Genomic DNA, 14,399 nt, shown 5'->3' with positions numbered 1-14,399 from the left:
TGCAGGCGCTTCGTGGCGGGCTACAGGGTCAAGGTGTTCGCTTTGGTCTGAAAACTGATGGCCGACCGGGGCACTGTCCGTCCCAGTTGGTCCCGCCGAACTTCGGACTGCAGGCTCACGCTCGCGTCGCCAAATTGCCCCGACAACGTGCTGCCCATCACGGCCCAGCGCATTCTCTTGCACGCACGGCCTGTACGCGATGGCGGCATTCATCCGACCTGCTAAGCACACAGAAATTTCGCTGGCGTATTGAACAGCAGGCAAGCGGGCCTTTTAATCGATCGTCTTCCTTCGGACGCGCACCCGTTCTCCAACACGCCGTGCGCGATTGAGGCTCGAAAACTACGCAATCACGAGCTCGACCATCTCCATCTCAGAATCACTGAGCCTCACGAGGAGGAGCATTCGCATGGGTAGTCGAGCATGTAGCGAAGCTGGACTGGGGTGATTGTCAGGCTTGCCAAAGGTCCGTTCACCTCGGAGGTAATAGAGCGCCATCGACCCTATTTCACGCTTGGCGAATTGCTCAGCTTGCCGCAGATGACGGCCCGCTCTAAATGATCTTATCTCTCAGCCTTTGCTGAACGATTTCGACCAGAACTGCTCCGCGAAATCCAGATGGCACTTCATCACGTCCGAGGGAGTTTTGGAATTGGCAAGATTCTTCAGAAGATTGACCTGAGCGTGCAGAGAGGAAGCAGCCAGCTTTGACCCGTCCTTCAACGCCGCAGCGAACAGGTCTGTTGTCTCTTCGAGGGATTTTTTCCATTCCGGAGACGCAAATGAACGGCTTGATGCAGCCCTCGCTGATTCTCCAACATCGTGCGTGGTGCCTCCCGCTTCAGAGGCTGAAGCCTGGGCGGCCCGTTCGGGCTCTGGATGGGTCTTCCGTTCGCGTTTCTCGTATTCGGGACTTCTCGCGGTCATTCAACGTCTCTCCGTCTGAACAGGATCGCAGCTCGCTGCGTGGTCTAGATCCGACCAAGAGCTTCGGAAAGTACCACAACCGGCAACATGTCGAACCTATCTCATTTGGTAGCACTTGCTCATCGGGATTGCTTAAGCGGATATCCCCACCATTTGCGGGGTATGCGAACGATCGCGAGATTTGACTGAGAATTTCCTGCACGGCATGAAGAACGTTGGCGGCAAGGAAGTCGAGAAGGTCCGCGTTCTAACACTCGACGAACTGAAGCCTTCTTTGCGATCCTGAACGATGAGGAAGCGGGCATCACGGATGGAACGCGCTTGGCGCTGAAAGTCCGTATTGCTGACAGCCCAGCGCCGGGGCGAAGTCGCGAGCATGATGCGTTCCGAGCTTCACGGCCTACACGGGGAAAAGCCCCACTCGGATCATTCCCGCTGTACGGACGAAGAACAAGAAAGCGGAGCACACAGTCCCGCTCTTCCCGACTGCCGTCAAGTTGATCGAGGCGGCCTTGGAGATCGGCAAGCCAGAGAAGGGAGAGGACCAAGGCAACAGACCCGTCGTTGCCAGTCGCTAAGGCGATGCATTCAAGGTTGACTTTGAACAGTACCACTGAACGCAGAATACCGAATAAGCCATGAGGGCTCCGACATGCTGGAGAGCATCAATGGCAGAGCAGAAGGCTAAGCGCGATCCTAACCGCTGCCCGTCTCATCCGGGCGCCGTCCTTGATGAAATTCTACAGTACATCAGGAAGTCTAAGGCCGAGATTGCAGAAGCGCTGGGATTCCAGGCAGCATCTGCACGACATCCTCGCGGAGAAGAAGCCGGTCAGTCCGAAGCCGCCCGGATTGGAAAGCCGGTCGGCAACGGCCCGGCCATCTAGCTTCGTTTGCAGGCAGCCCCCGATGCGTGGCACGCCGACGCGAAGTTGATGTCAGCGAGATCAAGATGCTGGAACCGGCTTAGGGCGACGAGTCCGGGTGCGGGGTCGCCCAAACGGTGTCGCAAGCGATGGTAGCCAGCCCGTCCTCGAAGACCGGGGCTGGCCACCTTTCCGCCCGAGAGGTTCAAATTCCCCAAGGTGCTACCATTGTATGGTGGAGAAGAACTGGAGAGCACCTACCAGTACCGGTGGGTTGCCGCGCCCCGCGTGCATGTCATATTGAAGCGCTCGGCCCGCAACTGTTCGAGCTGGCTCCGCTCATAGGAGTAACCGCCGTGCCTAGGACCGATGTGGTAGCGGCAATCCAAGCATTCACGGACTACGCCCGTAGGCCAAGCCATACCCCGGCAGAAGACACCTACGGGCCACAGCGAACTGAAGAGCAGCTGGCCGCTCGGCGATTCCGGGTTGAAGTTATCTGCACAAAAATGTACGCGGTGGCGGAGTGCCCTCTTTCGACCTTAGCCGAATTCGAGGCGCTCAGACGCGAGATGGGAAAAGATTTTCCCCCAACGCCACCCGCTTTACTCAACCATGTAATGGACGCATTTTTACGTTGTGGGTCCTACCCGCGCGGCCGGATGACCGACCCTTAATCGTGGACGGAGCCGGATGATGCTTGGCACGTTCTCGCTGCAAAAGATCGACCACGCTATACGCGACTTAGAACAAAAAGTCGCCCACGGCGCGGAAATCAGCCGCGAGGAGCTTGCGAGCGGACTGCGGATTACGAAGCATCTTCGAGATGAACTCGAAGTGGCGCTCAAGGTGATCGATGGCCTAAAGGATCATACCGGTCCCGGGTCGACAGGCCGCTCAAGGTGGTAGCCGCGACCTAAACAGCGGGAACGTTAGCGGCCACGTGGCTCGGCGCCCGCTTGGAGAAAAAGCGCTCTCCCTACCACGCGCCAGCCTCAAACAGCGGAAGAAGCTGGCGGTGGGATACATTCATCGCAAAAAGCCGTGGCACAACTACCAGAACCGGGGTTGCAGCCTCGCGGGGCTCGGGGATCAGCCTCAGATCGCAGGCAGTGCGGGTGAGACTCGGCGCCGTTCGGTTGCGCCGGAGCGGACGCTGTCCCTGCCCCGCCCGCACTGCCGATAGTTAGCGGTCACGTGACTCGGCGCTCAAGTAACCCCCACGCATACACAGGGGAAGCGCTGTCCCTGCCACGCGCCGCTAACCCCCACACGGCCAGCCTCAAAGCAGCGGCAGAAGCTGACCGGGAGGTCATCGCTCGCAGAACGAGCGTAACTTACAGAACCGGGAATGGCCCGTGATTTAGAAGCAGTGGGCGCGACACGGTGCCGGCCGACCAGGGGGGCTGAGTTGAAGCACCTGCCGCATCCGCACTGCTGGTGAGTTTAGCGGAAGGTGACACTCCACCCCACTGCTCTGGAAACCACAGCAATGTCCGTGCCACCCCCGCTAAACCCAACAACCAATTATTGGGACTAGCTTACTGAAAGCTGACGAGACTGCGCGCCCATTCACAAAACGAAAAGCGGCCCACGGGGCCGCTTGCCGTGGAGACAATAAAGACGTTCAGGCCGCAGACGAAAGGCGTTCGGCTCGCTTACGATCAGCGGCAGCCGCACCACGACGACGGCCCGGATCGGCAGTTCTGTGCGTCAAGTTCAGCAAAATCGATCATGGGATCCGGCCGAGCCATCCCCTCGGAGCCGCCGTCGCTCGCTTGCGCAAAAGCGTAGCCCTAGCGAGCGACGGCGGCGGAGAGGGGGGCGTGCATCCCCTTGGTGGGCCTGAGCATCGTCAGGCCGCCGGCGTAGCGCGCGATGGTCCTCGAGCCAGGCCTCATGGCGCTCGACGGTCAGCGCCCGTACCAGCCTTAAACAGCTCTCGGCATTGGGGAGGATTCGCACGACATAGGTGCGCCGCCTGATCTCCTCGTTGAGGCGATCGAGCAAATTGGTGAGATGTCTCGGTGCCAACGTTCCCGCTGCGGTGTTCTACATCGTGGAGTATGGTGCGACCATCGGGACAGCGGCACCGGGAGCACGAAGTGCGGGCAGGCCGATGTTATTCCAGAGCCGAGAGCTCGAGTTAGTAGCTGGCGGCCGCCTCCGTGATGGGCTCGAGTATCCGGAGGTCACGCGGGTCGAACTCGATCGAGCGGCGCCCCCTCCACCGGCGTATCGGCGCGGCCCGCGCCCATCTGCGCCATGTGCATCGCGATTCTCCGCGCGCGCTCACCTGCTGCGGACCTCACCATCGAGATCGAGCTCGGAGGGGGATGGCATCCGCTGCGAGACTCATGCCCAGGGCACGGCCGTCGAGAGGTGTCCGGGGCTGGAGGACATCTGCATTGTGCAGCGCGTCGTCGGTCATAAGGTCACCTGCAGGCGGTACGATCGCGCGAACGATGTTCTTGTCGATATCGCCCCTCCAGCCTGGAGGTCGGGAGTAATGAGATGGGGGAGTAATGACATGGATTGGCGCCGCGACCTCATGCTGTGGCACCCGCGTCTGTTCCTCACGACGGCCTAGGAGCCTAGCCGCTCGTTCGGCTACCCGCACTGCGATCGAGGGTGGCAGGATATCCTGGTCCGGCTCTGTCGCAGGATCGAAGTCGCGCTCCGCGACGGCGAGACCTTCGAATTCGTCCGCATCAAGCAGAAGATGGGCATCCTGCTCGTCGACTGGGACACCGAAGCCTCGAAGTCCACCGAGTCCGCGATCGGCCATGCAGTTGACCTGGCCGTCGCCCGCTCCGCCTGCACCTGCGAGATTTGCGGCGCGGAAGGCCGGCTGCATGCCAACAAAGGGTGGCTCGAAACCCGCTGCGCAGAGCACGCGGCCGGCGATCCAGTGCCGCCCCGCTTGGGGCAGCGCTTCGACAACGTCCGCCGGCTGCGCCGCTGGCGAGGCCAGGCCAGCGTTTACTACGCGCTTACGACCGCGACGCCGACACTTTGACCGAGGTGCCGCCGCCCTCGCCGCAGCAGGAGCGCTAAGATGGCCAGATTTCGCTGTAGCGCCTAGGACCAGCAAGGCGAGTTCACCTACCATCCGACGCAGCACGATGCCCTCGCTGCGTCTCGAACGAGGTCGTTTTCGCGCCGGCCATCGACGACTTTATTCGAGGCGATGGCGTCAGCCGGGCCTCTCGACCGTGCGGCTCTGGACCATGTCCGACATTCATGTCGAGCTCACCCGCGGCTGACCTCCAGGCACCGGCAGACCGTCCGGCCTTCGACGTCATGGTGGTTGCTGGCGACCTCGCCTACGGTGCGGACATCGACCGTACCCTCGGGAGGCTAAGGCCGCCGCGGCCGCCAGCAACGTGTTCGTGCTGCAGAACGAGACTATCCGCCTCGGCGGGCGTGACGTTCGCCGGCGCGACGCTCTGGACCGATTCGCGATCAATGGCGACGAGCATCGTGCGATGACGACCGCCGCTGAGCGCATGAACTATTTCAGGAGGATCAGGATGTCAGCCTGTCGGCAGCGTTTCCTGCCGCATAACGCCGCCACTCGGCATTTCAAGTCAGTAGCTTTTCTGAAGGCTGAGATGCGCAAGTCGTGCCGAAGGCACGCTGGTGATTTTCACTCATCACCGGCCTTGAGGTTGTCGCAGACCACGAACGTCGGGGCCCCGCCGAGAAAGGCGAACAGGTGACGTGCGCCCGGATCCAGTCGGCCAATCCCTCGCTCGCGCAGGCCTCGGCGTAGGTATAGTTCGAAGCGCCCATCGCTGCCACCAACAGCTTCATCGGCTGCACTTCCGCGGTCAAGGAGTCGATGACGTCGATGGTGTCGCCGGCGAAATCGACGAACACCTGCTCGCCACCCAGATGGGGCTGCCGCGTTGACGGCCGGGCCCGTCCCTTCCAGGCCTCGTAGGGTCGTGCAGAACCAGGTGTATCCGAAACCGTCGGGATTGCCTGCGCGGTACTCCTCGCAGAGCAAGCGGCGGGTCACATTGCGCCGGCGCAGCTCCTGATGTCTAGGGTGCGCGCGATGGCCTGCGCCGGCAGGCCTTATGTTTTAGCCGAAGAACTTCCTTGATCCGGCGCATCGACAATCTCTGGGTAGGCATCGGGCTTCCTCGTTAACGACGAGGCCCATCCCTAAGCCGGTTGAGTTGTCGGCCGAAGCAGTGCTAGGCTCCGAAAACCTTGCTCACGATCCCGCGAAACACACACGCACTTATGCGGCGGAGAGACTTGCCGGCGGCGTTGTAGCCCCGAGCGGAGCCTATATTCCGGGCCCCGCCGTTCGGTGGAACGGCCGCCGGCATGGCCGGCGAAAGGATCGACGATAGGCCAAAGCATGGAGCCCTGAGCAGATTGCCCGACGCTTGCCGATCGACTTCCCGGACGACAAGACGATGCGCATCAGCCACGAAGCCATTTATCAGGTCTCTCTTCGTACAGGGCCGCGGTGTACTACGCAGCGAGCTGACGGCCTGCTTGCGAACCGGGCGCGTGTTGCGCGTGCCCAGGGCGCGCGCACGCAGGCGAGGCAAGAACTTCGTCTCGCCGGCGATCATGATCAGTGAGCGCCCCGCTGAAGCGGCCGATCGAGCAGTGCCGGGACATTGGGAGGGAGACCTCATTCTCGGTCTTGGCAGCTCGGCGATCGGCACGTTGGTCGAGCGCACGACGCGCTTCACAATGCTACTGCACCTTCCCCGGCTGGCGGGCATGGCGAAGTTCCACGTAAGAAGAACGGACCTGCACTCGCGGGACACGGAGTGGAAGCCGTGCGTGACGCGATCTCGCGCACCATCATCACTTTGCCCGAAGAGCTACGTCGCACGCTGACTTGGGATCAAAGGAGCGGAAATGGCTCAGCACGACCGCCTCAAGATCGATGCGGGTATCCAAGTCTACTTCTGCGATCCTCAAAGCCCTTGGCAACACGGCACTAACGAGAACACCAACGGCTTGCTGCAGCAGTACTTCCCGAAAGGCACAGACCTGAGCATCCACAGCGCCGACGAGATATCCGCTGTAGCAGGGGTCCTGAATGCCCGACCGAGGAAGACACTGGGCTGGAAAACGCCGACAGAAGCGCTTGACGAATTATATCATGAGTGAAAAATTGGGCGCTGCGACGACCGTTTGAATCCGCCCTCGTCCGGGAAGTCGATCGACAAGCGTCGGGCAATCTGCTCAGACTTCCATGCCTTGGCCCATCGTCGATCCTTTCGCTGGCCATGCCGGCGGCCGTTCCACCGAACGGTGGGACCAGCAATACAAGCTCCGCTCGAGGCTACAACACTGCCGGAAAGTCTCTCCGCCACATAAGTGCGCAAGGCTGCGTTGGGCGCAAGCTTAGGCGGCTTGGGCCGGCGGGCAGATCGGTCTGTTGCCATTGTGCAGTTGTGGCCCGATAATCCAACCCGCCGCCGCGGGTAGCCGCGTTCCGCCGCGATTCACGGGAGACCTCCGCACGGGTGAGAGCACGTGCCACATTGCCGCATCTGCAGGGTTGGCTTCGCCATTCGGCAGAACAAGGAGGCGCTTGCAATCGCCATTCCGAGTATCGTCGTGAATCGCGACTTGCCCGATCGCCTTGTAGAGCGCCGTGCGCGCGCAACTCGACTTCACCTCGTAGATTTCGCGAAAGACGCCGCCCGGTCTGGTCCCCGAGATCAACATAGCTGTCCTTGAAAAATGGTCTTAAGCGGTAGCTGCAATGAACGGTACTTTGCGGAAGTCCCATGGCTGATAATGGCGAAATCAACAGAGTTGCCGAACGAAACGTTCCGCCCATAAAAAACGAACCAAGGTGCTCGTTGCGGAAAGTTCGTGTGTTGTTATCACCCTGTTCAAAAGCGCCATGACAGCCTCCTGCGAAACCAGGCCGAAGTCGGCTAAGGCGCAAGAAGCAAGCTGTGATGAAATTATGTCCGCACGAGCCGCAATCGCCCTTGGCAGCACAAGCGCGAAAGTCTCCTTTGCGTAACCGCGTGGAAATACGTCAGAGCCCAAGCGCTCACGCAAATAAGAACGGAGAAGTTCCTTGCCCGAGCGAAGTGCAAACGGAAGCTTAGCTCCAAAATTAATCAATCTCGGATCGCCGAATGGGCGGATGGGCCAAAGTCCTCGCGTCGCGAGTGGGCGAGCATGACAAAGACTTGCCAGCAGAGTTGTGGATAGAGTGGCGCTGATGGGGGCGCTAAAAAGGAAGGATGAATGAGCGGCGTCGAGCCCGCGTTTCGTCAACAGGTCTTCTGCAAGTCCAAGCGCGATATCCAGGTGGGGTGAAGACGGAGATTTGGGTTCCTCCTCGTCGTTGCTGAAGCGAGCGCAAAGCTCGTCTCCTCCTATGCCGCTCCAGATTATTTCGCAGCCATCACCGCGAAACCGATCCCAGAGTGACCCGAACGCCTCGAGGTAATACTCTGAAATGAGTGGCAAGCGTCCTTTCAGGTCAAGATCTAGATCAATCGTAGGCATGTGGGCGTGCATTTCAACTTCGTGATCGCGGCAATTCAGTGCGCTCAAAATGCTCGCTCGGCGGTCAATCTGCTTGGGGCTACTCCCGTCGCCCAATAGTATCCCGCCACATGCCAGCGATGCTACGCTCTTGCTAACAGCAATTGCGACGGAAGCGGAGTCCATTCCTCCGCTCAGCTCCACAGCGCTTGCGCAGAAGGCCGTCGGCCGTGAACGAACAACCGCCTGAAGAGTATCAGAAAACTCAAGGGCATGATTGCTCTTCTCTCGTCCATTGAGCTCAGGGGCTGATGAAGTTGTCGCGCCGTACTCAAATGACGTCTCCGATCTGTCGACGTACAAGGTGGCGCCAGCAGTCAGCAGGTTAACGCCAACGCAGGCCTGTCGCGCAGAGTAGAACGTTCTCATAGATAGATGATGGGCTATAATTTCTGCATCAATCGCTCGCGATTTATCCAAAAGATCCACGAAATCCCAGGAAAGCGTAACCGTACGAGTGCGTTCCTCCACGTGGAAGTAAATTGGGAGGCTGCCTATATGACCTGCTCATACACGCAACCGGGGACCCCGGCGAGCGGCCTCGATCACGATAAAATCGAGCGGCCAGTGCATGCAGTCTTGGTAGTGCTGACGAAACTGATCCGTGGACGCATGGGCTATGGGGACCGAATGGACGCCAGTCCCGTCCGCCACCCCTTGACGCTCGCGTATGACGAAGAACCATTGCTCAGAGTTCGTCACTAACGAGCTCTCAAGGCTCTTATGTTGGAATGGCCAGATGTAGCTTTCACCAAACTCTATCGAACTGCCTTTGGCAAAAGGATCGAAGTTTTCCAAATCGGCTATTTTCAGAGTGGCCTTGAGCATTTGTTCCTCGACTTAAACGTTACCGCCTCTCGTGTGAGCGGCGGTAACCGAGTGACGAATGATCTTAAAGGTAGCCCTGGTTAGCGCTGTCGTTAGGGAAAGGAGCCTTCTCTCCCTCAATTGTGGGAGGTGGCAGCACCGGTAAGGGGAGGTCAGTTGTATCGGGCCGCGATGGCCGCTTAGGCGTGTCTGCAGTTGCGCTCTTCATGTCAATCTCCGGGTGATCGGGCTTCTCGTCGTCTCAAGTCGAGGTTTCAGTAAAAGCAAGAGTGGCGCGGCAACGTGCCGAGTCACAATAGAAAGTCTCTCATGTAGAAGGCGGGCGACAACCCACCAATGTCGGCAGTTGAAAGACCGTGCTGGACAGAATTGGGTTGGTGTCTAGTAATGGTGAACGGCAGCAAACCGCACAGCCGCAACTTTACGTGAGATCGTATGGAATTCAGATCGCAAGGCCATGTCAGCTCTCTAAGTGCAAGCAAAGCCCCATTTTCTGGATCCGCCGCAGATCAGGTCAACGACAGCGTATTGTCGCCGGCTTCCGAAATTCTGCATGCGTACTGGCGATCCGATCGGCGCTTGCTTCTCATCGTTGCGGCGGTGGTGCTGATCTCCAGCGCCAGCAGCCTCGCAGGCCCCTATGTATTTTCGTGTCTCATTGATGGTCTTCCGCGCAGCGAAGACATGTCGGCGGTTGCTTGGGGTTTCGCAGGATATGCAGTTTTGATCGGCGTAGCCTCTGCATTGCAGCGCATGCTGCAGTATCTCTCCTTAATGGCAGCCGAGAACCTGGGCTTCATTGCTGCAACTCGCTTCTTCGATCGCATCTTAAGGAAAACCGCAGCCTTTTTTCTTGAGTGCAATCCGGCGGAGATACAGAGTGCGGCCGCTCGCGGGCGCAGCGCATTGACGACGTTGGTCCAGCTTGGGATTGTCGTCTTCATCCCTGCTGCATCCAGATCGCTGCAATCGTCGCCGTTTATGGAGCAATCGCGATTGGGTTGAGCTTGAGTTCCACGCGTCAGGCACGCGCGTTCCTGGATGCGGCGGTCGAAGCCGGACAGGAGAATGCTCGGTTCGTCGGCAACGTCATGAACGCGATGGACGCGTTGCGCCATTTCGGCAGTCACTCCTGGATGAACGAACGCTTTATGATAAGGGCGCGGGAGGTGCGTGATAACTGGCGAGCCTACGTGTTGCACCGACTGGTTTACATCGCCGTGCTCGGCCTCGCCGTCGCGCTACAATTTGCGGTCACACTTCTCCTTCTTATACCTGAATATCACGCCGGCGCGGTCACGATCGGCGGTATGGTGCTATTCAATACGCTTCTGCTTCAGCTCAATATGCCCTTTGAGACGGTCGCGAGGGCGATCTCTGACGTGGCGCGGTTGCGAGCCGACCTCATCCCTTTAGGTAGACTGTGGGCCGCACCAGAAGAGCGGCAAGCATCTCATGCTCACGATTTCAAGCCCTCCGCTGGCCAGCTCTCTTTCGAGAGCGTTGGTTATGCCTACGACAACGGACGCGGCGTTACCAACGTCTCGTTTAAGGCCGGGCGCGGCGGGATTACCTTTCTTGTGGGTAAAACCGGATCGGGGAAGTCCACGATCTTTAAGCTTGCCCTGAAATCGATTGAGCCCGACTACGGCCGAATTCTCGTCGATGGAACCGATATAGCAAGCGTCGATCGCGCGGATTGGTATGCCGCAGTTGCTCTCGTACCGCAGGACGTGATGTTGCTCAATGAGTCGCTAGCTGACAACATTTTGTTAGGACGGCCCCGCGACGAGGCACGCCTTCGCGGTGCCTCGAAAGAAGCCGCTATTCTGCCGTTGATCGAGGCGCTACCAGAAGGATTTGAAACGACCGTTGGAGAACGCGGCTTGAAGCTTTCCGGCGGGGAGCGGCAGCGCGTTGCTATTGCCCGCGCGCTCTATGGCCAGCCGGCGATCCTTCTTCTCGACGAGGCGAGCTCCGCACTCGACGAACGTACTGAGCGGGACATTATGGACCATATACGCACCCTGGCTGAGGATGTAACTGTGCTAGCGATTACTCATCGGAGAGGTGTCATCTCTGCGAGCGACGTCGTGGTCGATCTGACTGACTGCGGATTGTCGGTGACTTAGACGAACGTGCCGCAGCCGTTTCGTAAGACGCCGAGTTTTAGCCCCCAGCATGCCCACGAGCACGACTAGCCGCTCCGCTGTCGGATGCGATCATCGTTGTCGTAGTGAATCTGTCTGTAGATGTCAGCGACAAACTCGCCGAGGGAAGAGAAGCGGACCGGAATCGCCGAGGTCGATCTTGAATTTGTCGTAGAAACTCTCCCGGCACCCATTCTCCAGTGACGGCCTTTCTTCGAGCGGGAGATGGCGATATTGAGCGACACAAGGAAGACGCGGGTAGCTTTCGCGTTGTACTCGGCACCGTTCTCGGGACGAACGATCGCGGGACGGCCGTGCGCAAGGAGCGCATTGCCGAGAGCGGGTAGCGCAAGAATTCCCCGATCTGCCGCCGCAGCGCATGGTCGCGCTCCTACAAACGTGGAGACTGAAACGCCGAGCGATTGCGCGCGCCTCGCGTGCGGCCACGCCGGCGTCTCTCATCTCGTTTTGGGCCTGTTAAGTTTCAGGGTGACGAGGCGGACCATCCTCAGGAGCTCGTCGTCTCCCCTCGGAGCTTGGCAATCTCCATGACGGAACGGCCACTTGATACCGTGCCCGCGATTAAAGAACGGGCGACTCATTAAGCCAGGCTCGAAAGGTGAAGCAGTAAAGAACGCGCAAAGGGCGTTGATTGAGCGACACTATCTTCATCCTGGAACAGACGACGGCATCTTCGGACCGGTGACCCTGAGACTGCGGTGAAGGCATTCCAAGCATCCCACTTTGATTTCGGTGGTAATCCGTTGAAGGCTGACGGAATTGTCGGCCCCAAGACGTGGGCCGCGCTCTGGAGTTGATCGAGCGTGTTTCAGCTTCGACAGGAACCTAAAGGTTATTCAAGGGGCGATGACCGCTTATCAGCCCCGGGGGAGGGCGGAGGGCGCTTCCTCTACAATTCAAGCTCCTTAAGCGTAGGTTGTTTCGAGAATCAGACTGCCAGCGAGCACCAGTGACAACGTTCCCGTTTACTTAGAATCCCCGAGAGCTTCGTCATGTAACCAACTATGGCTTCGAATGGTGCACCCACCTCCACTTGGTCGCTCCCGCGACGAGTTCCGTATCCCCGCCTTAGTCGATTGTTCAGCGGGATGCCGAAGGCATACTTGGGACGGTGTCTGACGATGACACGGAACTTCGCCGGCTCCCCATCCAGACGCTCCGACACCTCCTCGCCGATCAGCACCTTCTGCTTGCCGGCATGCTCAGCCGACGCTTCCCGCTCGATGACAAAAGCGAAGATCGAATGTCACGCGTGCCCGGCACCAGATCAGCCCCTTCGCAGTCGCAAAGGCCCGATATGTGCACGAACAAATCTTTGCCGTTGCCGTCATCAGGCCGGATGAAGCCCCAGCCCTTTTCAACGTTGTACGACACTCCCATTCCAGTGTGCATCTTTGCTCCAACGTCTTGCGGCTCGATATTGCCGCCTGCTGCTCCCGAGCTGCGGGTGCACTTTCCGCTCCTAACTTGTCTCGAACGAAGAACTCGTGGACAGGCGGTCTCCTTTCCCGCTCAGGGAGACGCTGATGCTGTGCTACTTACACGGTTCGTTGGTATCCTCGTCCGATATGGCGGCGACGAGCGTGAGCGAATCCGATCGCCACCACTTGAACATCTGATTCACCTCGCCTCCACAGCAAACCGGCGGGGCGGGCCAGACGCTAGCGGCGACGCGGCGCCGAGCCCGCCCCTAAACATCACCGCATCTGGAGCATTCGGTGATGCTGCCCAGACCGAGCAAAGGCCGTGCCGAGTCGAGAATTGGAGGTTCTGCAGGCAGTTCGGAGCGGGGCTCTAGGGTCAGTTGTCGGGCTTGGTCTGAAAGCCGACAGTCGACGCGTTACTTGTGCGACCCTGCCCCGTCCTGCCGGACTTCGGACCAATGGCAACGATCACGTTCGCCTCGTCCGATCCAGGCTCGCGGTTCGCCCTCGGCACCTAGTCCGGACAAGCCAATGCAACCACCACCTTCTAACCGGTCGCAACAGCCGTCACCGCCGGGATTCGGACCGACCTATCGACGGACAAGCGCGACCCGTTGATGAGGCATGAAGCCGACATGCTGATCGGGAAATATCTCGCCGGGCGGCTGTGCGCCGGTGAATACGTGCACTGTTCATCCCTGTGGTTGAAGTTAGCGGGCACGTGACTCGGCACCTGATTGGTAGGTGGCGGCGACTTGGAGATCAGCCTTGGATTGTAGGCAGTGCGGGCGCGACTCGGCGTCATTCGGTTGCGCTGGAGCGGACGCTGTCCCTGCCACGCGCCGCTAAGCCCGAAACGGCCAGCCTCAAAGCAGCGGAAGAAGCTGACCGGGAAGGTCATCGCCTGCAGAGCGGATCGCATCTACCAGAACGGCATTTCGCCGTGATTTGGAAGCAGTGCGGGCCCGAGTGGGAGTCTACCGGCCGGGGAGGCTGAATTGAAGTCAAAGCACCTGTCGCGTCTTGATTGCCTGCTCCCGTTCCAAAGTGGCGATGATGGTCTGCTGGCTAGTGATTGTTAGGCAGACGGTCATAAGCGCCAGATCGGAACGGCTCGTTTCGCATCAAGACGCGCGACCAGCGATCAAGATGGGCGCCGCGGATGCCGCGACAAAATTCCGCCGTTGTACACCTAGACGGACCCTCGATTTCAGACTATCTCCCGAACGTCTCTGCAGAAATTGGCGGCGCTTCTTGTCAAACATGAAAAGTCCCTCGTATGGCGGCCAGTCGAGCTCTACGGCGGTGGCGGGTTGATCATTTCAAGTCGCTTTGCTTTAGACATGAGAAACCTCTTTCCGCTCTCGGGACAAGGCACGCAGTCGGATGCTGCTAGTCACTAAAATGGTGCACGGCGCCCTAGCACTACTTTGGCAGATTTGGTTTGTGCTGTGGTTTTTCACGGATTCGTCTTCTGCAGTGCGGGCCTCGCTGCGATGGCGGCCGAAGAATGAGATCGACGATGGCGTGGCGTACGGCGGGCATGGTTGGTTGAGGCGGAGGCCCATTGATTCTTTTTTTTCCGTCCCGCATGTGCGAGGCGACGGTGCTGCAAGAAGGCGTAGGCAATCATT

Annotated in this window: 9 protein-coding genes and 6 pseudogenes; 6 read left to right on the top strand and 9 right to left on the bottom strand. The window is 59.4% G+C overall.

Annotated features, from left to right (window positions below):
• Positions 1–570 precede the first annotated feature (570 nt).
• The gene (locus I6F33_RS37090) at positions 571–927 is read right to left on the bottom strand and encodes a hypothetical protein (RefSeq protein ID WP_225143783.1); all 357 of its coding nucleotides are present in this window, start codon (positions 925–927) and stop codon (positions 571–573) included.
• A 668-nt stretch (positions 928–1,595) separates the two neighbouring features.
• On the opposite strand from I6F33_RS37090, the gene I6F33_RS37085 reads away from it, so the two are divergent.
• Both I6F33_RS37085 and I6F33_RS37080 read left to right on the top strand, forming a co-directional pair.
• Positions 1,596–1,814: an addiction module antidote protein, HigA family gene (locus I6F33_RS37085; protein WP_225143781.1), complete on the top strand. Its 219-nt coding sequence runs from the start codon at positions 1,596–1,598 to the stop codon at positions 1,812–1,814.
• Between the two features lie 672 nt (positions 1,815–2,486).
• Positions 2,487–2,702: a hypothetical protein gene (locus I6F33_RS37080; protein ID WP_225143779.1), complete on the top strand. Its 216-nt coding sequence runs from the start codon at positions 2,487–2,489 to the stop codon at positions 2,700–2,702.
• Positions 2,703–3,662: 960 nt separating this feature from the next.
• On the opposite strand, the pseudogene I6F33_RS37075 reads toward I6F33_RS37080, so the two are convergent.
• A pseudogene (locus tag I6F33_RS37075) lies at positions 3,663–3,815 on the bottom strand (transposase); the annotation flags it as partial.
• A gap of 700 nt (positions 3,816–4,515) precedes the next feature.
• Here I6F33_RS37075 and I6F33_RS37070 point away from each other — a divergent pair.
• Positions 4,516–4,812: a hypothetical protein gene (locus tag I6F33_RS37070; protein ID WP_225143777.1), complete on the top strand. Its 297-nt coding sequence runs from the start codon at positions 4,516–4,518 to the stop codon at positions 4,810–4,812.
• A gap of 642 nt (positions 4,813–5,454) precedes the next feature.
• On the opposite strand, the pseudogene I6F33_RS37065 reads toward I6F33_RS37070, so the two are convergent.
• Positions 5,455–5,935, bottom strand: a pseudogene (locus tag I6F33_RS37065) (hypothetical protein); the annotation flags it as partial.
• Positions 5,936–6,169: 234 nt separating this feature from the next.
• Between I6F33_RS37065 and I6F33_RS37060 the strand changes: the two are divergent.
• Positions 6,170–6,938 (top strand): annotated as a pseudogene (locus I6F33_RS37060) (IS30 family transposase); the annotation flags it as partial.
• A 35-nt stretch (positions 6,939–6,973) separates the two neighbouring features.
• Here I6F33_RS37060 and I6F33_RS37055 read toward each other — a convergent pair.
• From I6F33_RS37055 to I6F33_RS37045, 3 genes and pseudogenes are all read right to left on the bottom strand, one after another.
• Positions 6,974–7,317: pseudogene (locus I6F33_RS37055) on the bottom strand (IS30 family transposase); the annotation flags it as partial.
• A 266-nt stretch (positions 7,318–7,583) separates the two neighbouring features.
• The gene (locus I6F33_RS37050; protein WP_225143775.1) at positions 7,584–8,771 is read right to left on the bottom strand and encodes an asparagine synthase-related protein; all 1,188 of its coding nucleotides are present in this window, start codon (positions 8,769–8,771) and stop codon (positions 7,584–7,586) included.
• A gap of 78 nt (positions 8,772–8,849) precedes the next feature.
• Positions 8,850–9,170, bottom strand: coding sequence for a hypothetical protein (locus tag I6F33_RS37045; RefSeq protein WP_225143773.1), 321 nt, complete (start codon positions 9,168–9,170; stop codon positions 8,850–8,852).
• A gap of 435 nt (positions 9,171–9,605) precedes the next feature.
• Between I6F33_RS37045 and I6F33_RS37040 the strand changes: the two genes are divergently transcribed.
• Both I6F33_RS37040 and I6F33_RS37035 read left to right on the top strand, forming a co-directional pair.
• The gene (locus I6F33_RS37040; RefSeq protein WP_225143771.1) at positions 9,606–10,175 is read left to right on the top strand and encodes a hypothetical protein; all 570 of its coding nucleotides are present in this window, start codon (positions 9,606–9,608) and stop codon (positions 10,173–10,175) included.
• Between the two features lie 2 nt (positions 10,176–10,177).
• The gene (locus I6F33_RS37035; RefSeq protein WP_225143768.1) at positions 10,178–11,302 is read left to right on the top strand and encodes an ABC transporter ATP-binding protein; all 1,125 of its coding nucleotides are present in this window, start codon (positions 10,178–10,180) and stop codon (positions 11,300–11,302) included.
• Positions 11,303–12,437: 1,135 nt separating this feature from the next.
• On the opposite strand, the pseudogene I6F33_RS37030 reads toward I6F33_RS37035, so the two are convergent.
• From I6F33_RS37030 to I6F33_RS37020, 3 genes and pseudogenes are all read right to left on the bottom strand, one after another.
• Positions 12,438–12,521 (bottom strand): annotated as a pseudogene (locus I6F33_RS37030) (IS66 family transposase zinc-finger binding domain-containing protein); the annotation flags it as partial.
• On the bottom strand, positions 12,518–12,721 hold the full coding sequence (locus tag I6F33_RS37025) for a cold-shock protein (protein ID WP_225143784.1): 204 nt from the start codon (positions 12,719–12,721) through the stop codon (positions 12,518–12,520). The pseudogene I6F33_RS37030 and the gene I6F33_RS37025, both read right to left, overlap by 4 nt.
• A 1,503-nt stretch (positions 12,722–14,224) precedes the next feature.
• Positions 14,225–14,399, bottom strand: a pseudogene (locus tag I6F33_RS37020) (IS701 family transposase); the annotation flags it as partial.

The organism is Bradyrhizobium sp. BRP20, from assembly GCF_020194215.1.
Taxonomy (GTDB): Bacteria; Pseudomonadota; Alphaproteobacteria; order Rhizobiales; family Xanthobacteraceae; genus Bradyrhizobium; species Bradyrhizobium yuanmingense.
The sequence above is the reverse complement of the archived record's forward strand: the minus strand, read 5'-3'. Positions and strand labels throughout refer to the sequence as shown.